The sequence below is a fragment of the Streptococcus sp. Marseille-Q4154 genome, assembly GCF_916700545.1.
GTDB lineage: Bacteria > Bacillota > Bacilli > Lactobacillales > Streptococcaceae > Streptococcus > Streptococcus infantis_I.
Window position 1 is genome coordinate 497,357 of the sequence record NZ_CAKAKN010000001.1, and the last position, 17,477, is coordinate 514,833.

The 17,477-nt window shown below is 38.8% G+C and carries 18 protein-coding genes and 1 other annotated feature; of the genes, 16 read left to right on the plus strand and 2 right to left on the minus strand.

Annotated elements, in window-relative coordinates; translation table 11 throughout:
* Positions 1–188 precede the first annotated feature (188 nt).
* Positions 189–419: a DUF1797 family protein gene (locus LG369_RS02480; protein WP_004253825.1), complete on the minus strand. Its 231-nt coding sequence runs from the start codon at positions 417–419 to the stop codon at positions 189–191.
* A gap of 205 nt (positions 420–624) precedes the next feature.
* Between LG369_RS02480 and LG369_RS02485 the strand changes: the two genes are divergently transcribed.
* The 4 genes from LG369_RS02485 to LG369_RS02500 all read left to right on the plus strand — a co-directional run bounded on the left by LG369_RS02485 (position 625) and on the right by LG369_RS02500 (position 4,411).
* Positions 625–1,308: an amino acid ABC transporter permease gene (locus LG369_RS02485; RefSeq protein WP_004253828.1), complete on the plus strand. Its 684-nt coding sequence runs from the start codon at positions 625–627 to the stop codon at positions 1,306–1,308.
* On the plus strand, positions 1,308–2,042 hold the full coding sequence (locus LG369_RS02490; RefSeq protein WP_070677571.1) for an amino acid ABC transporter ATP-binding protein: 735 nt from the start codon (positions 1,308–1,310) through the stop codon (positions 2,040–2,042). The genes LG369_RS02485 and LG369_RS02490 overlap by 1 nt, the downstream gene beginning before the upstream one ends.
* A 528-nt stretch (positions 2,043–2,570) precedes the next feature.
* Complete coding sequence (locus LG369_RS02495; RefSeq protein WP_225750136.1) at positions 2,571–3,428, plus strand: bifunctional methylenetetrahydrofolate dehydrogenase/methenyltetrahydrofolate cyclohydrolase; 858 nt, start codon at positions 2,571–2,573, stop codon at positions 3,426–3,428.
* Positions 3,429–3,562: 134 nt separating this feature from the next.
* Positions 3,563–4,411 carry an NAD(P)H-hydrate dehydratase gene (locus tag LG369_RS02500; protein WP_225750137.1) on the plus strand — a complete coding sequence of 283 codons (849 nt, stop codon included), beginning with the start codon at positions 3,563–3,565 and terminating at the stop codon, positions 4,409–4,411.
* A gap of 23 nt (positions 4,412–4,434) precedes the next feature.
* Here LG369_RS02500 and LG369_RS02505 read toward each other — a convergent pair whose 3' ends face one another.
* Entirely contained in the window at positions 4,435–4,620 is a 186-nt protein-coding gene (locus LG369_RS02505; protein WP_006148859.1) for a hypothetical protein, read from the minus strand.
* A gap of 122 nt (positions 4,621–4,742) precedes the next feature.
* On the opposite strand from LG369_RS02505, the gene LG369_RS02510 reads away from it, so the two are divergent.
* The 12 genes from LG369_RS02510 (at position 4,743) to LG369_RS02565 (ending at position 17,451) form a co-directional block, all read left to right on the plus strand.
* The gene (locus LG369_RS02510; RefSeq protein WP_225750138.1) at positions 4,743–7,193 is read left to right on the plus strand and encodes a bifunctional DnaQ family exonuclease/ATP-dependent helicase; all 2,451 of its coding nucleotides are present in this window, start codon (positions 4,743–4,745) and stop codon (positions 7,191–7,193) included.
* A gap of 33 nt (positions 7,194–7,226) precedes the next feature.
* Positions 7,227–8,450: an FtsW/RodA/SpoVE family cell cycle protein gene (locus LG369_RS02515; RefSeq protein WP_070677565.1), complete on the plus strand. Its 1,224-nt coding sequence runs from the start codon at positions 7,227–7,229 to the stop codon at positions 8,448–8,450.
* A gap of 10 nt (positions 8,451–8,460) precedes the next feature.
* Positions 8,461–9,009, plus strand: coding sequence for a DJ-1 family glyoxalase III (locus LG369_RS02520; RefSeq protein ID WP_070677564.1), 549 nt, complete (start codon positions 8,461–8,463; stop codon positions 9,007–9,009).
* A gap of 110 nt (positions 9,010–9,119) precedes the next feature.
* The gene (locus LG369_RS02525; protein WP_318779990.1) at positions 9,120–9,683 is read left to right on the plus strand and encodes an HAD family hydrolase; all 564 of its coding nucleotides are present in this window, start codon (positions 9,120–9,122) and stop codon (positions 9,681–9,683) included.
* 14 nt (positions 9,684–9,697) lie between these two features.
* A complete protein-coding gene (gene gyrB / locus LG369_RS02530) occupies positions 9,698–11,644 on the plus strand; it encodes a DNA topoisomerase (ATP-hydrolyzing) subunit B (RefSeq protein WP_225750140.1) in 1,947 nt (648 codons plus the stop codon).
* A gap of 80 nt (positions 11,645–11,724) precedes the next feature.
* The gene (gene ezrA / locus LG369_RS02535) at positions 11,725–13,452 is read left to right on the plus strand and encodes a septation ring formation regulator EzrA (RefSeq protein WP_074324244.1); all 1,728 of its coding nucleotides are present in this window, start codon (positions 11,725–11,727) and stop codon (positions 13,450–13,452) included.
* 115 nt (positions 13,453–13,567) lie between these two features.
* Positions 13,568–14,962, plus strand: a complete 1,395-nt coding sequence (gene pgdA / locus LG369_RS02540) for a peptidoglycan-N-acetylglucosamine deacetylase PgdA (RefSeq protein WP_225750141.1) — start codon at positions 13,568–13,570, stop codon at positions 14,960–14,962.
* 88 nt (positions 14,963–15,050) lie between these two features.
* Positions 15,051–15,181: a sequence feature (ribosomal protein L20 leader region), on the plus strand.
* A 15-nt stretch (positions 15,182–15,196) separates the two neighbouring features.
* Complete coding sequence (infC, locus tag LG369_RS02545) at positions 15,197–15,727, plus strand: translation initiation factor IF-3 (protein ID WP_004253871.1); 531 nt, start codon at positions 15,197–15,199, stop codon at positions 15,725–15,727.
* Between the two features lie 33 nt (positions 15,728–15,760).
* Positions 15,761–15,961: a 50S ribosomal protein L35 gene (gene rpmI, locus LG369_RS02550; RefSeq protein ID WP_001125942.1), complete on the plus strand. Its 201-nt coding sequence runs from the start codon at positions 15,761–15,763 to the stop codon at positions 15,959–15,961.
* Between the two features lie 49 nt (positions 15,962–16,010).
* On the plus strand, positions 16,011–16,370 hold the full coding sequence (gene rplT, locus LG369_RS02555) for a 50S ribosomal protein L20 (RefSeq protein WP_000124834.1): 360 nt from the start codon (positions 16,011–16,013) through the stop codon (positions 16,368–16,370).
* Positions 16,371–16,426: 56 nt separating this feature from the next.
* The gene (locus LG369_RS02560) at positions 16,427–16,807 is read left to right on the plus strand and encodes a VOC family protein (RefSeq protein WP_225750142.1); all 381 of its coding nucleotides are present in this window, start codon (positions 16,427–16,429) and stop codon (positions 16,805–16,807) included.
* A gap of 209 nt (positions 16,808–17,016) precedes the next feature.
* On the plus strand, positions 17,017–17,451 hold the full coding sequence (locus LG369_RS02565) for a hypothetical protein (protein ID WP_225750143.1): 435 nt from the start codon (positions 17,017–17,019) through the stop codon (positions 17,449–17,451).
* The last annotated feature ends 26 nt before the right edge of the window (positions 17,452–17,477 follow it).

Here is a 17,477-nt window from a genome sequence, read left to right on the forward strand (position 1 = left end):
AGTCAAAGTTCTTTAGTCTCATTATATCATGATTGAAGGGGAAAGCAAGTAAAAAGATTGAGTCTTAGAACTCATGATAAAAGAGTTTTGTAGATGAAATATAGGGATAAAAAGAAAAATCCTATTTGTCATGCAAAAAGGATTTTCATTGGTCAAAGCAGGAGACTTCTCCGGCATTTATTCAACAATTAGTATAAAAGTTCGTAGATTTCCATCGCAATGAGGTCGATGCTATCAAATGTATATGTTTCACGAGCTTCAACGTCACGAAGTGTAAAGAGTGGTCCGTTTTCTTCGTCGTGGTTAAAAGCAACCTCTGCGACAACAACTCCTTCGCGCTCAAAGTTACGTTTCAAGTTACCACCATCTTTAGTCATTGCTTCTAAGCGATTGATGATTCTAACCAAATGTGATTCCATTTTGATTCTCCTCCATTTCTTATCTTTACTATTTTACCATAAACAGACTCGACTTGACTAGAAAAAAACTAAGATTTCTCGCTATTTCTATCGTCTTTGAAAATTTATTGAAAATATTAGGAGAAAATGTTGAATTTTTATGCAATATATGTTATCCTTATACAAGTTTTAAGTTTAAATATTAAAAACAGAAAGTAGAGTATCCATGAATTTTTCTTTTTTACCGAAATATCTACCATATTTTAACTATGGAGCCGTTGTAACAATTATCATATCTATCTTGGTAGTCTTCTTGGGGACCATTCTAGGAGTGCTGCTGGCCTTTGCACAACGTTCAAAGATTAAACCACTTGCCTGGTTTGCTAATCTATATATCTGGGTCTTCCGTGGGACTCCAATGATGGTGCAGATTATGATTGCATTTGCCTTGATGCATATTAGTGCTCCGACTATTCAAATTGGGATCTTAGATGTTGATCTGACTCGCTTGATTCCGGGGATTTTGATTATCTCTATGAATAGTGGTGCCTATGTATCAGAAACAGTTCGTGCTGGGATTAATGCAGTGCCAAAGGGACAATTAGAAGCAGCTTATTCACTAGGTATTCGTCCTAAGAATGCCATGCGTTATGTCATTTTGCCCCAGGCTATCAAAAATATCTTACCTTCTCTAGGAAATGAGTTTATCACTATTATCAAGGATAGCTCGCTCTTGTCAGCTATCGGGGTTATGGAGTTGTGGAATGGAGCTACTACAGTATCAACAACTACTTACCTACCTTTAACACCGCTCTTATTTGCAGCCTTTTACTACTTGATTATGACCTCTATCTTGACACTGGCCTTGAAAGCTTTTGAAAATCGTATGGGACAAGGAGATAAGAAATAATGACTGAAACACATATAAAAATTGAAAACCTTCATAAAAACTTTGGGAAAAATGAAGTTTTAAAAGGAATTGATCTTGAAATCAAAAAAGGACAAGTAGTGGTGATTATCGGACCTTCTGGTAGCGGTAAGTCAACCCTCCTTCGTTCGATGAATCTCCTCGAAGAAGCTACTAAAGGAAAAGTTATATTTGAAGGTGTTGACATTACCGATAAGAAAAATGACCTCTTTGCCATGCGCGAAAAGATGGGAATGGTTTTCCAACAATTCAATCTCTTCCCAAATATGACGGTAATGGGAAATATTACACTCTCTCCTATTAAGACTAAAGGGGAAAGTAAGGCAGTTGCTGAAAAGAGAGCCCATGAGCTTTTGGCAAAGGTTGGGTTACCAGATAAGGCAGATGCTTATCCACAAAGTCTGTCTGGTGGGCAACAACAACGTATCGCTATCGCCCGTGGTCTTGCTATGGAACCAGATGTCCTACTCTTTGATGAACCAACTTCTGCTCTAGACCCAGAAATGGTAGGAGAAGTACTAGCAGTTATGCAAGAACTTGCTCAGTCAGGAATGACCATGGTTATCGTAACGCATGAAATGGGCTTTGCTCGTGAGGTGGCGGATCGTGTCATCTTTATGGCTGACGGTGTCGTTGTCGAAGACGGAACTCCAGAGCAAGTTTTTGAACAAACCCAAGAACAAAGAACCAAGGATTTCTTGAGTAAGGTTTTGTAAGAGTCGTAAAATTATATCCATTTCGACTTTTTTTAGGTGGATAGTTCGACAAGTTAGAGCAAAACTTCATTACTTAGTTTAGATTAAAGTTATAAATAAAAAGTAGGCATCAGCAAATGCTGATGCCTACTTTTTGTAGTTAAAATAAGAAGGTAATGCTTGTAAGTATACCTAATACTGCGAAAATAATTTTCCAAACTTGTTGGTTCTTTTTGAAAAGCTTATCAGAGTATAATGCTAGTATAAGAAATATAAAAAATAGTATATATTTATTAAATATTGGCATGGATTTCCTCCTTTTATTGTAAGACTTCCATTACTTACATTATACATTATTTTAAATGCAGAATCAAAAATTAATATCTTTATTCTGTGAAGTTCCTTTATCCTCCAGTAAGAGAATGACTAGTTCTCCAACTGAGCCTTTTCTTATAGTTTCAGACTATAGGGTATCTTAGGTAAGAAGTGTTAGAATGCCGAACGATTTTTTGTTATAATAGAGAATATTTTTTAGAAAAGAGATAATACATGACACAGATGATTGATGGAAAGGCTTTAGCAGCCAAGCTACAAGGACAGTTGGCTGAAAAAACAGCCAAATTAAAGGAAGAGACAGGTTTGGTTCCAGGATTGGTCGTTATTTTAGTCGGAGAAAATCCAGCAAGCCAAGTTTACGTACGCAACAAGGAGCGTTCTGCTATCGCTGCAGGCTTCCAAAGTGAAGTCGTGCGAGTTCCTGGGACCATTACTCAAGAGGAATTGTTAGAATTAATCGCTAAATACAATCAAGATCCAGCTTGGCATGGGATTTTGGTCCAGCTTCCATTACCAAAACACATCGATGAAGAAGCTGTTTTACTAGCAATTGACCCTGAAAAGGATGTGGATGGTTTCCATCCTCTCAACATGGGACGTCTCTGGTCTGGTCACCCAGTTATGATTCCTTCAACACCTGCAGGGATTATGGAAATGTTTCATGAATATGGGATTGACTTAGAAGGTAAAAATGCGGTTGTCATTGGTCGTTCAAATATTGTTGGGAAACCCATGGCCCAGTTGCTATTGGCTAAGAATGCAACTGTAACCTTGACCCACTCTCGCACCCACAATCTAGCCCAAGTAGCTTCTAAAGCCGATATTTTGGTCGTAGCTATCGGTCGCGCCAAGTTTGTGACTGCCGACTTTGTCAAACCAGGTGCAGTTGTCATTGATGTAGGGATGAACCGAGATGAAAATGACAAGCTCTGTGGAGATGTTGATTACGATGCTGTTGCACCAATTGCTAGTCATATCACCCCTGTACCTGGTGGAGTTGGTCCAATGACCATTACCATGCTGATGGAGCAGACTTATCAGGCTGCTTTAAGAACGCTGGATAAAAATTAAGTTTATGATGAAAAATGGTTGAGATAGTGATATCTCGACTTTTCATTTGCTGTAAAGATACTTATTTCAATTGATGTTTTTCTTTATTTTTTTGTAGTATAATAAAAATAGGAACAAGCATGAAGGAGTAGCTTATGAAAGTCATTAATCAAGCTCTACTGAAAAAAGTGATCATCGAGCGTCCTTGTTCTAGTCATAAGGGAGACTACGGTCGTCTTCTCTTGATTGGGGGAACGTATCCTTATGGGGGAGCGATTATTATGGCTGCTTTAGGGGCGGTTAGAAGCGGTGCAGGCTTGGTGACAGTAGCAACGGATAAAGAGAATATTTCAGCTCTACATAGCCATCTGCCAGAGGCTATGGCTTTTGACCTTGGTGATAAGCAATTGCTCGAGCAACAGTTGCAGAAAGCTAATATTGTCTTGGTCGGACCTGGACTAGTGGATGATGAGCGTGGAGAAGAGCTTCTCCAAACAGTCTTTAATCATTCAAATCAAGATCAGACTCTCATACTGGATGGTGGCGCCCTATCCATTTTTGCTAAGACGGGAATGAAATTTCCTAAGGCTCAGCTTGTTTTAACGCCACACCAAAGGGAATGGCAAGTCTTGTCAGGTTTAGATTTGGATTCTCAGGGAACTGAGGAAACAGGAGAGACTTTGAAGAGATTTCCTTCAGGAACGATTCTAGTTCAAAAAGGTCCTGCGACTAGAATCTGGCTAGCTGGTCAAACTGATTGTTATCAGCTAAGTGTTGGTGGTCCATATCAGGCGACTGGGGGCATGGGAGATACCCTAGCTGGGATGATTGCTGGTTTTGCTGGTCAATTCCCACAAGTTAGTCTCTATGAAAGAGTGACGGTAGCGACCTATCTACATTCAGCCATTGCCCAAGAACTAGCTGAGGACAACTTTGTAGTTCTGCCAACCACGATTAGTCAACATATTCCTGCATTCATGAAAAAAATACAAAAAGACACCTGATTTTTCCAGGTGTCTTTTGATGATTAGAAGAGGCCTTTGACCTTATCTACAAGACCGTCAAGTCCTTCTGAGCCTGAAACCAAAGCTTGAGCTTGGCTTAGGTACTCACCGAGTTGATCCTTGTTTTCTTCAACAAAAGTTTTTGCTGCAGAAAAATCTTTGTTCTCAATGAGTTCTTTTACTTGATTAAACAAATCTAATGGGTTCATGAGTTCCCTCCTTTACTACAATTCTATTCAATCATTTTTTTTTTAAATCTTGCAAGAAACTTGACTCTTCAAATAAAGTTCAGGGGTGTCAAATGGTGCAAATTTTGATATAATTTTTAGTGATGAATTTTAGAAATAATCGGTACGTGGTTGTAGATTTAGAAGCAACAAGTACTGGAAGTAAGGCAAAAATCATCCAAGTGGGAATTGTAGTCATTGAAGATGGTGAGATTGTTGAGCAGTATGCGACTGATGTCAACCCTCATGAACACTTGGATTCTCATATCAAAGAATTAACGGGTTTGACTGATAAACGTTTGGCAAAGGCTCCGGAGTTTTCTCAGGTGGCTGAAAAGATTTTTGAACTGGTCAAAGACGGTATTTTTGTTGCGCACAATGTTCAATTCGATGCTAATTTATTGGCAGAATTCCTCTTTTTTGAGGGTTATGAATTGCGCACGCCTCGTATCGATACAGTGGAGTTGGCTCAAGTATTTTACCCTCAGCTTGAGAAGTATAATCTCGGCATTCTTTGCCAAGAGTTGGGGATTCCTCTAGAGCAAGCCCATTCAGCCCTATCTGATGCCCAAGCAACAGCAGAACTCTTTCTTTGTATGAGACAAAAAATGTTTGGACTGCCAAAAGGGTTGTTGGAGCGCTTATTGAGTTTATCAGACAGCTTACTCTATGAATCTTACCTAGTCATCGAGGAAGTTTATCAGAAACAGTCTCTCCTCGTTGAGCATGATTTGGTAGAAGTGCAAGGCTTATTCTTAAGAAAAGAGAAGCCAGTCCTTTCTCCACGCAAACTCTCAAAAGATTTCCAAACTAATATTGCCTTGCTAGGTTTGGAGGAGAGAAGTCAACAAGAAGAATTTGCCCAAAAGGTTCAAGAGTTTTTACAAGGGGAAGCCATTTCCTTTATTCAGGCTCAAACAGGAATCGGGAAAACCTATGGTTACCTGCTACCGGCCTTGTCACTTGAGAATGAAGGGGGAATCCTACTCAGTGTTCCGACTAAAATCCTTCAAAATCAGGTGATGCAAGAGGAGGCAAAAAAACTAGAAGAGATTTTCCAAATCTCTATTCATAGTCTTAAAGGTCCTCAGAATTACTTGAAGCTAGATGCCTTTCATGCAGCGCTAGAGGAAGAAGAGTCCAATCGTTTGTATACTCGTTTCAAGATGCAACTTCTAGTTTGGTTGACAGAGACAGATACAGGAGATTTAGACGAGATTGGTCAGCTATATCGCTACCAGCAATTTTTACCGAACTTGGTACACGATGGTAATCTTCACAAAAACTCTCTCTTTTGGCTAGAGGATTTTTGGAAACGAGGTCAGGACAAGGCTCGTTCTTGCAAGTTGCTTGTGACCAATCATGCTTACTTAGTTACCCGACTTGAAGATGATCCGAGTCTTTTAGAAGGGCGTCTCTTGATTTTAGATGAAGCCCAGAAAGTCTTGTTGACATTGGAAAATCTTTCTCGTAAAACTTATTTGTTAACGGATTTGCTAGATCAACTAGACCAAGCTTTATCGAGAGAAGAAGGTATGCTTCAAAGACGCTTGCTAGAAAGTATTCGTTTTGAAGTTTCTTACCTACTCGATCAGTTTCTATCTGGTAAACGGAAGATGTGCCCAGCTAGTAGCATTGACAAGCTCCACCAAGATTTTTCTGAGTTGAATTTACCAGAATTTAAAGACTATCAGAGATTTTTTACATCTGAGGGAGAATTTTGGTTATCGAGTTCAGATGTGTCTAGTAAGAAGGTTGAAATCACTTCTAGTCGAAATCATCGGTTGCTCTTTTCTCAGATTTTCCCAGAATCCTGTCAACTTTTAGGAATCTCTGCAACTCTTGAAATTAGTAGTAGGGTTTCTTTACCAGAATTGTTAGGTTTTCCTCAAGCTGCCTTTTACTGCATGGACAAACAGTTTCAGGAAAATCAGGAAATTTTATTAGTGAAGGATTTTCCGTTGGTGACAGAAATTTCATCTGAGGAATATGCACAAGCAATTGTAGAAGTTCTAGAAGAATTATTCCAGCTTGAAGAACCCATTCTAGTCTTATTTACTGCAAAAGATTTATTGTTGCAAGTTTCAGATGCTTTGAGGGTTCCCCATCTGGCCCAGTACAAGCACGGAGAACCAGCCCAATTGAAAAAACGCTTTGAAAGAGGCGAGCGTGAGCTCTTGCTTGGGGCGGGAAGTTTTTGGGAAGGTGTCGATTTTTCAAGACATCCGCGGGTTATTGAAGTGGTGACTCGTCTACCTTTCCAAAATCCAGAAGATCCCTTTACTAAAAAGATGAATCAAGAACTTCGTTTGGAAGGAAAAAATCCTTTTTACGATTATCAGCTTCCTATGGCCATTATTCGTCTTAAGCAAGCGATTGGACGAACCATGCGCCGAGTTGGTCAACGCTCCGCAGTTTTGATTTTAGATAGCCGTATGTCAAGTAAACGATATGGCAAACAAATCAGCAAGGCTCTGTCTCGTACCAGTCGAGTAAGGAATATTAGCCGAGAGCAAGTATTCTCAAAAGTTCAAGAATTTTTAAATAAACAATGAAATGAATACCTGAAAGAATGAAGGAGGCCTTTTATGAAACGTTCTCTCGACTCTAGGGTCGATTATAGTTTAATATTACCAGTATTTTGTTTGTTGGTGATTGGAGTTGTAGCTATTTATATAGCAGTTAGTCATGACTACCCAAACAATGTTTGGTCCATACTTGGACAACAACTGGCTTGGATATCGCTAGGGATTGTTTTTAGCTTCATAGTCATGTTTTTTAACACAAAATTTCTCTGGCAGTCCACGCCTTATTTATATGGACTCGGTCTAGCCTTGATGGTCTTGCCTTTAGTCTTCTACAAGCCGAGTTTAGTAGCTGCAACTGGTGCGAAAAACTGGGTGTCAATCGGTGGTTATACACTTTTTCAACCCTCCGAATTCATGAAGATATCCTATATTTTGATGCTGGCATACGTTATCGTAACCTTTACCAAGAAACATAAAGACAAAGAACGAACGATTGGTTTAGATTTTTTATTAATTTTGTGGATGATTGTTTTCACGATGCCAGTTATGGTTTTGCTAGCCTTGCAAAGTGACCTTGGTACAGCTATGGTTTTTGTCGCAATCTTTGCAGGACTTGTCTTATTGTCTGGTGTTTCTTGGAAGATTATTATTCCAATTTTTGTAGCAGTTGTATCGGCGATTGCAGGATTCCTAGCAATCTTTATCACAAAAGACGGGCGTGCCTTTATGCATCAGATTGGGATGCCAACTTATCAGATAAATCGTATCCTAGCTTGGCTCAATCCCTTTGATTATGCCCAAACGACTACCTATCAACAGGCGCAGGGTCAAATTGCGATTGGTAGCGGTGGAATTTTTGGTCAAGGCTTTAATGTGTCTAATCTCCTTATTCCAGTCCGCGAGAGTGATATGATTTTCACAGTAATTGCGGAAGATTTTGGATTTATTGGTTCAGTTGTAGTGGTTGCACTCTATCTACTGCTCATCTATCGCATGTTAAAGATTACCCTAAAATCCAATAATCAATTTTATACCTACATCTCAACTGGATTTATCATGATGCTCTTGTTCCATATCTTTGAAAATATTGGTGCGGTTACTGGTCTTCTTCCTCTGACAGGGATTCCTTTGCCCTTTATTTCCCAAGGGGGATCAGCTATTATCAGTAATCTAATTGGTGTCGGTTTGCTGTTATCGATGAGCTACCAAACCCATTTGGCTGATGAAAAGAGTGGTCGAACAAGATTCAAACGTAAAAAAGTTGTATTGAAAAAAGTGAAATAAGGAGGTCGCTATGCCTAAAGTTGCAGTTATCCTAGCAAATGGTTTTGAAGAAATTGAAGCCTTGACGGTCGTAGACGTCATGCGCCGCGCAAATATCACCTGCCATATGGTAGGATTTGAAGATAAAGTGACAGGTTCACATGCCATTCAAGTTCAGGCTGATCGAGTGTTTGATGGTGATTTATCAGAGTATGACATGATTGTCCTTCCAGGAGGTATGCCTGGCGCTGCCCACTTGCGGGACAATGAACAATTAATCACTGAACTTCAAAAATTTGAGAAAATCGGTAAAAAGGTGGCAGCCATCTGTGCTGCTCCAATTGCTTTGAATCGAGCTGGTCTCCTAGAAGGAAGAAACTTCACCTGCTATGATAGAGTCCAAGAACAAATTGCTGGCGGTCACTACCACAAAGAAACAGTCGTAGTGGATGGAAATATCATTACGAGCCGTGGACCAGCAACAGCTTTAGTCTTTGCTTACTACTTGGTTGAAACACTGGGCGGAGATGCTGAGTCTCTAAGAAATGGCATGCTCTACACAGACCTATTTGAAAAATAATGAACAAACGGAGGAGAATCTTTCTTGATGGAGAAGATTCTTCTCTTTTTTAATGGCAAAAACCAAGGTAAACATCGCTTTTTTTTATAAAAAATGGTATAATGAAGGGTATGAAATATCACGATTACATCTGGGATTTAGGTGGAACCCTGCTTGATAATTATGAAACTTCTACAGCAGCTTTTGTAGAAACATTAGCAGAGTTCGGGATTGAGCAGGAACACGATAGTGTTTACGAGGCTTTGAAGATATCGACTGCCTTTGCTATCGAAAAGTATGCTCCAGGTATTGAAAACTTTCTTGAGAAATATAAGGAAAATGAAGCCCGTGAGCTTGAACACCCAGTTTTATTTGATGGGATTCCGGCACTCTTGGAAGAAATATCAAACCAAGGTGGCCGTAATTTCTTGGTTTCTCATCGAAACGATCAGGTATTGGAGATTTTAGCAAAAACTGAGATAGCTCCTTACTTTACAGAAGTAGTGACGGCTAGTTCAGGTTTTAAACGCAAGCCTGATCCTGAATCGATGATTTATTTACGTGATAAGTATCATATAACGTCAGGTCTAGTCATTGGTGACCGTGCCATTGATGTAGAAGCAGGCCATGCTGCAGGCTTAGATGCCTATCTCTTTGAGGATGTTGTGTCCTTAAAACAAGCAATAGACATGTAAGAAAAAGGGGAAAAATGACAGAAGATATTAAAAACCAACAGGCACAAGATTATGATGCCAGTCAAATTCAAGTTTTGGAAGGTCTGGAAGCTGTTCGTATGCGTCCAGGGATGTATATTGGTTCAACTGCCAAAGAAGGTCTTCACCACCTAGTCTGGGAAATCGTAGATAACTCTATCGACGAAGCTTTGGCAGGATTCGCTAGTCATATCGAGGTCTTTATTGAACCGGATGATTCCATTACTGTTGTCGATGATGGTCGTGGAATTCCTGTTGATATCCAAGAAAAAACAGGACGTCCTGCCGTTGAAACAGTCTTTACTGTTCTTCACGCCGGAGGTAAATTCGGCGGTGGCGGATACAAGGTATCTGGTGGACTCCATGGTGTAGGGTCATCAGTTGTAAATGCTCTTTCAACACAGTTGGATGTTCGCGTTCATAAAAATGGAAAGATTCACTACCAAGAATACCGTCGTGGACATGTTGTTGCAGACCTTGAGGTGATCGGGGATACGGATAAAACAGGAACAATCGTTCACTTTACTCCAGACCCAGAAATTTTTACTGAGACAACGACATTTGATTTTGATAAATTAAATAAACGGATTCAAGAGCTAGCCTTTTTGAACCGCGGGCTTCAAATTTCTATTACTGACAAACGTGAAGGACTTGAACAAACCAAGCATTATCACTACGAAGGCGGGATTGCGAGCTACGTTGAGTACATTAACGAAAACAAGGATGTTATCTTTGATACACCAATCTACACAGACGGTGAGATGGATGATATCACAGTTGAAGTAGCGATGCAGTACACAACGGGTTACCACGAGAATGTTATGAGTTTCGCCAATAATATTCATACCCATGAAGGTGGAACACATGAGCAAGGTTTCCGTACAGCCTTAACTCGTGTTATCAATGACTATGCTCGTAAAAACAAACTTCTAAAAGATAACGAAGATAACCTAACAGGTGAGGATGTCCGTGAAGGATTGACAGCCGTTATCTCTGTGAAGCATCCAAACCCTCAGTTTGAAGGACAAACTAAGACCAAACTTGGAAATAGTGAAGTTGTGAAGATTACCAATCGCCTCTTCAGCGATGCATTTTCTGACTTCCTTTTGGAAAATCCACAGATTGCTAAGCGCATCGTCGAAAAAGGGATTTTGGCTGCCAAAGCGCGTGTTGCTGCCAAGCGTGCGCGTGAAGTTACACGTAAGAAATCTGGTTTAGAAATTTCAAATCTTCCAGGAAAATTAGCGGACTGTTCATCAAACAATCCAGCTGAAACTGAACTTTTCATCGTTGAAGGAGACTCTGCAGGAGGTTCTGCAAAATCAGGACGCAATCGTGAGTTCCAAGCCATCTTACCAATTCGTGGTAAAATCCTTAACGTTGAAAAAGCGAGCATGGATAAGATTTTAGCTAATGAGGAGATTCGTAGTCTTTTCACAGCTATGGGAACAGGATTTGGCGCTGAGTTCGATGTTAGCAAAGCTCGCTATCAAAAACTGGTTATCATGACAGATGCCGATGTCGATGGAGCCCATATTCGTACTCTCTTGTTAACTCTGATTTATCGCTATATGAAACCCGTTCTAGAGGCTGGTTATGTTTATATCGCTCAACCACCAATTTACGGTGTCAAAGTTGGTAGTGAGATTAAGGAATATATTCAACCTGGCGCAGACCAAGAAATCCGCCTACAAGAAGCCCTGGCTCGCTACAGCGAAGGTCGTTCTAAACCAACCATTCAACGTTATAAAGGTCTTGGAGAGATGGATGACCACCAACTTTGGGAAACTACGATGAATCCTGAACATCGTCTCATGGCTCGTGTATCAGTAGATGACGCTGCAGAAGCAGATAAGATTTTTGATATGCTCATGGGTGATCGAGTAGAACCACGTCGAGAATTTATCGAAGAAAACGCTGTTTACAGTACTCTTGACGTATAAAAATATTGGGAAATAGTTCCCAAGGTTTGAAAAATATGATATAATCATTACAATTGTGTCATGTATAAAAGGAGTTTGATATGTCAAATAATCAGTTGATTATTACTTTGATTGGAATTGCAGTCCTGCTTCTTATTGCCTTTGCAGTGGCTATTTTGCTACGTAAACGTAATGAGAGTAGACTTGCAGCTTTAGAAGATAGAAAAGAAGAATTATATAACCTTCCTGTTAATGATGAGGTAGAGGTTGTTAAAAATATGCATCTGATTGGTCAAAGTCAGGTTGCTTTTAGAGAATGGAACCAAAAATGGGTAGATTTGTCTCTGAACTCTTTTGCAGATATTGAGAATAATCTCTTTGAAGCTGAAGGATACAATAACTCATTCCGTTTCTTGAAAGCTAAGCACCAGATTGATCAAATTGAAAGTCAAATCCAACTTGTTGAAGAAGATATTGCAGCAATTCGTAATGCCTTGTCTGAGTTGGAAAAACAAGAATCAAAAAATAGTGGACGTGTTCTGCATGCCCTAGATTTATTTGAGAAACTACAAAACACTGTAGCTGAAGATTCTGAAAAATATGGCCAAGCTCTTCCAGAAATTGAAAAACAATTGGAGAACATCCAATCTGAGTTTTCTCAATTTGTAACCTTGAATTCATCGGGAGATCCGGTTGAAGCAGCAGGCATTTTAGATAACGCTGAAAATCATATTTTAGCTTTGACACATATCGTTGAAAGAATTCCAGCGATTGTCACTAAGCTTACTACTGAATTGCCAGAACAACTTGAAGATTTAGAAGCAGGTTACCGCAAGCTTTTAGATGAAAACTACCATTTTGTAGAAACTGATATCGAATCTCGTCTTCAACTACTCTATGAAGCCTTGAAGAATAATCACGAAAATATCCGTACATTGGAGTTGGATAATGCAGAGTATGAAAACACTCAAATCCAAGAAGAAATCAATGCACTTTATGATATTTTCACTCGTGAAATTGCAGCCCATAAAGCTTTTGAGAAATTGGTAACTACCCTTCCTACCTATCTTAAACACTTGAAAGAAAATAATCAGGTACTGGTTAAAGATATCGAACGTCTTGGGAAAACCTATTTGATTTCAGAGAGCGATGTAAATCGAGTTCGTCGTCTTCAAGCTGATATCTCATCCTTGAATGCTACTATTGAAGAAATGAATAATGCAGAGTCAGAAGTTTCAGAAGCATATTCTGTCTTACAAGAACGTTTGGAAAATCTCCAATCTACATTAAAAGATATTGAAGATGACCAAATCGGTGTTAGTGAGCGTCTCGTTCAAATTGAAAAAGATGACATCAATGCTCGTCAAAAAGCAAATGTATATGTCAACCGTCTGCATACGATTAAACGCTACATGGAGAAGAGAAATCTTCCAGGAATTCCACAAAAATTCTTGAAGCTCTTCTTTGATGCAAGCCACAGTACAGAAGACTTGATGGCTGAGCTGGAACAAGCGCAAGTGAATATCGAATCTGTGAATCGTATCCTTGAGATTGCGACAAATGATATGAATATGTTAGAAGAAGAAACATACAGTATCGTTCAAAATGCAACATTGACAGAACAATTGCTTCAATATTCGAACCGTTACAGATCATTTGATGATCGTATTCAACAAGCTTTCCAAGAAGCTTTGAATATCTTTGAAACAACATTTGATTACCAAGCATCTTTCGAAAAAATCTCTCAAGCATTAGAAGTTGCTGAGCCTGGTGTTACCAATCGCTTCGTTACTTCTTATGAAAAAACAAGAGAAAGTATTCGTTTCTAATTTATAAAAGAATCCTAGATTTTTCTAGGGTTCTTTTACTTTTCTTTACTTATTTTAAATCTTTCCCTGCCATGTTTTCATTGAAATTATAGTTCATATTTGATATGATAAGACTATGACAAAAAAGAGATTACCCCAGAATAAAGTAAAGAAGAAAAATAATAAAAAGCTTGGCACTCTTGTCTTGCTTTTGTTTCTAACAATGTTAGCACTCGGTAGTGTGATTACCTATAAAGTGTTGAACAAGCAAGCCTTTGAACAGAAGATTGAGAGTCTCAAGAAGGAAAAAGATGACGCCTACTCCCAAGGAAGTCAAAAAGAGCATTTCCGCAAAGAAAAATCTGAAATTATCACCTATTATCCACTAGTAGGAGACAGCCTTATTTCCTCTGTCAAAGATATCATCGTAAAAGACATCACTGACAAAGTAGAAGGTAAAGAACAGTTGATTTTTTATTACTCAGAAAAAGGGGATTCCACTTTAACTGGGGTTGAAAATCGTTTGATAAAAAAACAGGCCTATGACTTAGCAAATTCTAATGTCGTTGAATTAGAAAATACTACTTTAGACCAGCTGTATCTGAAAGAGGATGGCTCTATCTTTACCATGGATCAACTCTTTACAGACCCATCCACAGCTAAAGAAAAAATCCTTGAGGGTGTTAAGTCAGCTCTCCAAGATAAAAAAATAGAGCAATCAATTGTTGACCAAGTTTCAGCTGATTTCTCAGCTGCAGAATTGTCAAGCTGGAAGTTTGCTTACAAAGATAGTCAATTGGTTCTATATCCAGTCAAAGCAATGACTAATATAGAAGAAATAGCAATGCCTATTTCAGATTTCTTTGATTATATTCAAACATCCTATCTAACAGAGAAAGATGCTGAACTTTATAAGAAAGTTCAAGCGGAAAAACATAAAAAAGTGGTAGCTCTTACCTTTGATGATGGTCCCGATGGCAATACAACACCACAAGCCTTGGATATCTTAGCTAAGTACAAAATCAAAGCTACCTTCTTTGTCCAAGGGAAAAATATTGCAGGTAATGAAGCTATCCTTAAACGTATGCAGGCTGAGGGGCATGAAGTCGGAAATCATAGTTGGAACCATCCAGTTTTAACACAACTCTCATTAGAAGATGCCAAGAAACAAATTACGGATACTGAATCAGCAATTACTAGTGTTCTCGGAAAGAGCACAAAATTGATGCGTCCACCATATGGTGCTATTTCGGATGATATTCGTAATAGCCTTGATTTGAGCTTTATCATGTGGGATGTCGATAGTTTGGACTGGAAGAGTAAAAATGAAGCAGCGATTCTGACACAAGTCCAACGTCAAACGACAGATGGGTCTATCATCCTCATTCACGATATCCATCAAACATCTGTTAATTCATTGCCAAAAGTTATTGAATATTTGCAGGGACAAGGGTATAGCTTTGTTACAGTCTCTGAATTACTAGGGAATCGTGAAAAACCACATGAGATATACTATTCTCGAAACCAATAGTTGAAATTAAATTCAAATATTAGAAAAAAATTAAAAAAGATTATTTTTATCTTGACAAGTAGGGAAAAACTTGATATCATATACAAGATGAGAAAAGCAGAAGTGAGAACTTCTCGCCTTGCGACTAACGTTGTCTGGCCCCTACAGATCAAGTTTCAGAAATGAACTATAATCATGTAGAGCGGATTTGCGTTAGCAAGTCCGCTCTTGTTTTTCTCTAAAATAAAAAAAGAGGTGAAAACCATAGCAAAGCAAGACTTATTCATCAATGATGAAATTCGTGTACGTGAAGTTCGCTTAATCGGTCTTGAGGGCGAACAATTGGGTATCAAACCACTTGGTGAAGCGCAAGCACTTGCGGACGACGCTAATGTGGACTTGGTTCTCATTCAACCTCAAGCTAAACCTCCTGTTGCGAAAATTATGGATTACGGTAAGTTCAAATTTGAGTACCAGAAGAAACAAAAAGAACAACGCAAAAAACAAAGCGTTGTGACCGTGAAAGAAGTTCGATTGAGCCCAGTTATTGATAAGGGTGATTTCGATACGAAACTTCGCAGTGCTCGCAAGTTCCTTGAAAAAGGGAACAAAGTGAAGGTTTCCATTCGCTTTAAGGGTCGTATGATTACCCATAAAGAGATTGGAGCAAAAGTTTTAGCCGATTTCGCTGAAGCAACTCAAGATATTGCTATCATCGAACAACGTGCTAAAATGGATGGTCGTCAAATGTTCATGCAGTTGGCCCCAGCAACTGACAAGAAATAATCTGTCAGAAAGTTAAAAAAAGGAGAAAATATCATGCCAAAACAAAAAACACACCGCGCATCAGCTAAACGTTTCAAACGTACAGGTTCTGGTGGACTCAAACGTTTCCGTGCTTACACTTCTCACCGTTTCCACGGAAAAACTAAGAAACAACGTCGTCATCTTCGTAAAGCATCTATGGTGCATTCAGGAGATTTCAAACGTATCAAAGCAATGCTTACTCGCTTGAAATAATCGCGTATTTGTAAGTTAACAATTCTAGGAAATATTGGAGGAAATATAAATGGCACGTGTTAAAGGTGGCGTTGTATCACGCAAACGTCGTAAACGTATTTTAAAATTAGCAAAAGGTTACTATGGAGCTAAACACATCTTGTTCCGTACTGCAAAAGAACAAGTAATGAACTCTTACTACTATGCATACCGTGACCGTCGTCAAAAGAAACGTGACTTCCGCAAATTGTGGATCACACGTATCAATGCGGCAGCTCGTATGAACGGACTTTCATACTCACAATTGATGCATGGTTTGAAATTGGCTGAGATCGAAGTAAACCGTAAAATGCTTGCTGACTTGGCTGTTAACGATGCAGCAGCTTTCACAGCTCTTGCAGATGCAGCAAAAGCAAAACTTGGTAAATAATTATCCACAAGACTGGTGCAAATTTGTCCCAGTCTTTTTTAAACAAAGGAGAAAAAATGGCTTCAAAAATGTTACACACTTGCTTGCGAGTAGAAAATCTTGAAAAATCAATTGCTTTTTATCAAGATGCTTTTGGATTTATGGAATTGCGTCGTCTGGACTTCCCAGAACACGCTTTTACCATTGTTTATCTAGGTCTTGATGGTGACGATTATGAATTAGAGTTGACTTACAACTACGATCATGGACCTTATGTTGTAGGTGACGGTTTTGCTCACATTGCTCTAAGCACACCTGACCTTGAGGCTCTTCATAAAGAACATAGCGACAAAGGCTACGAAGTTACAGCACCTAATGGACTTCCAGGAACACAACCAAACTATTACTTTGTCAAAGATCCAGATGGATACAAGGTAGAAGTGATTCGTGAAAAATAATAAAAACTCCTCATTTATCAAATTGAGCTAGACAATTTCACCTGACTTAGAAAAATTTGATAGAGAGCAGTGTAGGTCATTTATGTTAGTTCTTTTCAGATAAATGTTAGCGTTTATCTGAGACTAATATAGATGGCTTTTTCTATCTAGCTTAATGTAACAAATTGGGATATAATAAAAATAATTAAACAAATTAGTGGGAGAAAAAAATGTCAGACCAAAATCCAAATGTAGAGCTAAACAAAGAAGAAGATAAACTAATTGTAGAGGATAATTTAGTTGAAGATATGAAGAATGGTCCAAAAGCAGTCAAGAAAGCTTCGACTCTTCTATCTTTCTCATTTTATTTGGCACTTGCCTATATACTTCTATTTATAACTCTTGCTTTATTTACTGCTCCATGGGGAATTGTATTCTTGATTTTTCTAGGTCCTAATTTAATTGCTTACGTTATAGCAACTGTCTTAACACAGATAGGAATTAAGAAAGTAAATAAAACTGTCTTGTATACAAGTGCAGGATTTTATTTACTTTCCGGACTTTTAGCATTCGACCCGGATTGGGAGTTTTTTAGGGTCTTTCCTTATCTCTCACTAGTTCTAGTTCTAATCGGAATATTTTTAACGAAGGATACAAGTAACTAAATTAACAAAGCTAGGCGCAATTCTTC

Bases quoted from the DNA above. Each gene is read 5' to 3' on its own strand.
- LG369_RS02480 (WP_004253825.1), bottom strand. From the start codon at position 419: ATGGAATCACATTTGGTTAGAATCATCAATCGCTTAGAAGCAATGACT.
- LG369_RS02485 (WP_004253828.1), top strand. From the start codon at position 625: ATGAATTTTTCTTTTTTACCGAAATATCTACCATATTTTAACTATGGA.
- LG369_RS02490 (WP_070677571.1), top strand. From the start codon at position 1,308: ATGACTGAAACACATATAAAAATTGAAAACCTTCATAAAAACTTTGGG.
- LG369_RS02495 (WP_225750136.1), top strand. From the start codon at position 2,571: ATGACACAGATGATTGATGGAAAGGCTTTAGCAGCCAAGCTACAAGGA.
- LG369_RS02500 (WP_225750137.1), top strand. From the start codon at position 3,563: ATGAAAGTCATTAATCAAGCTCTACTGAAAAAAGTGATCATCGAGCGT.
- LG369_RS02505 (WP_006148859.1), bottom strand. From the start codon at position 4,620: ATGAACCCATTAGATTTGTTTAATCAAGTAAAAGAACTCATTGAGAAC.
- LG369_RS02510 (WP_225750138.1), top strand. From the start codon at position 4,743: ATGAATTTTAGAAATAATCGGTACGTGGTTGTAGATTTAGAAGCAACA.
- LG369_RS02515 (WP_070677565.1), top strand. From the start codon at position 7,227: ATGAAACGTTCTCTCGACTCTAGGGTCGATTATAGTTTAATATTACCA.
- LG369_RS02520 (WP_070677564.1), top strand. From the start codon at position 8,461: ATGCCTAAAGTTGCAGTTATCCTAGCAAATGGTTTTGAAGAAATTGAA.
- LG369_RS02525 (WP_318779990.1), top strand. From the start codon at position 9,120: ATGAAATATCACGATTACATCTGGGATTTAGGTGGAACCCTGCTTGAT.
- gyrB (WP_225750140.1), top strand. From the start codon at position 9,698: ATGACAGAAGATATTAAAAACCAACAGGCACAAGATTATGATGCCAGT.
- ezrA (WP_074324244.1), top strand. From the start codon at position 11,725: ATGTCAAATAATCAGTTGATTATTACTTTGATTGGAATTGCAGTCCTG.
- pgdA (WP_225750141.1), top strand. From the start codon at position 13,568: ATGACAAAAAAGAGATTACCCCAGAATAAAGTAAAGAAGAAAAATAAT.
- rpmI (WP_001125942.1), top strand. From the start codon at position 15,761: ATGCCAAAACAAAAAACACACCGCGCATCAGCTAAACGTTTCAAACGT.
- rplT (WP_000124834.1), top strand. From the start codon at position 16,011: ATGGCACGTGTTAAAGGTGGCGTTGTATCACGCAAACGTCGTAAACGT.
- LG369_RS02560 (WP_225750142.1), top strand. From the start codon at position 16,427: ATGGCTTCAAAAATGTTACACACTTGCTTGCGAGTAGAAAATCTTGAA.
- LG369_RS02565 (WP_225750143.1), top strand. From the start codon at position 17,017: ATGTCAGACCAAAATCCAAATGTAGAGCTAAACAAAGAAGAAGATAAA.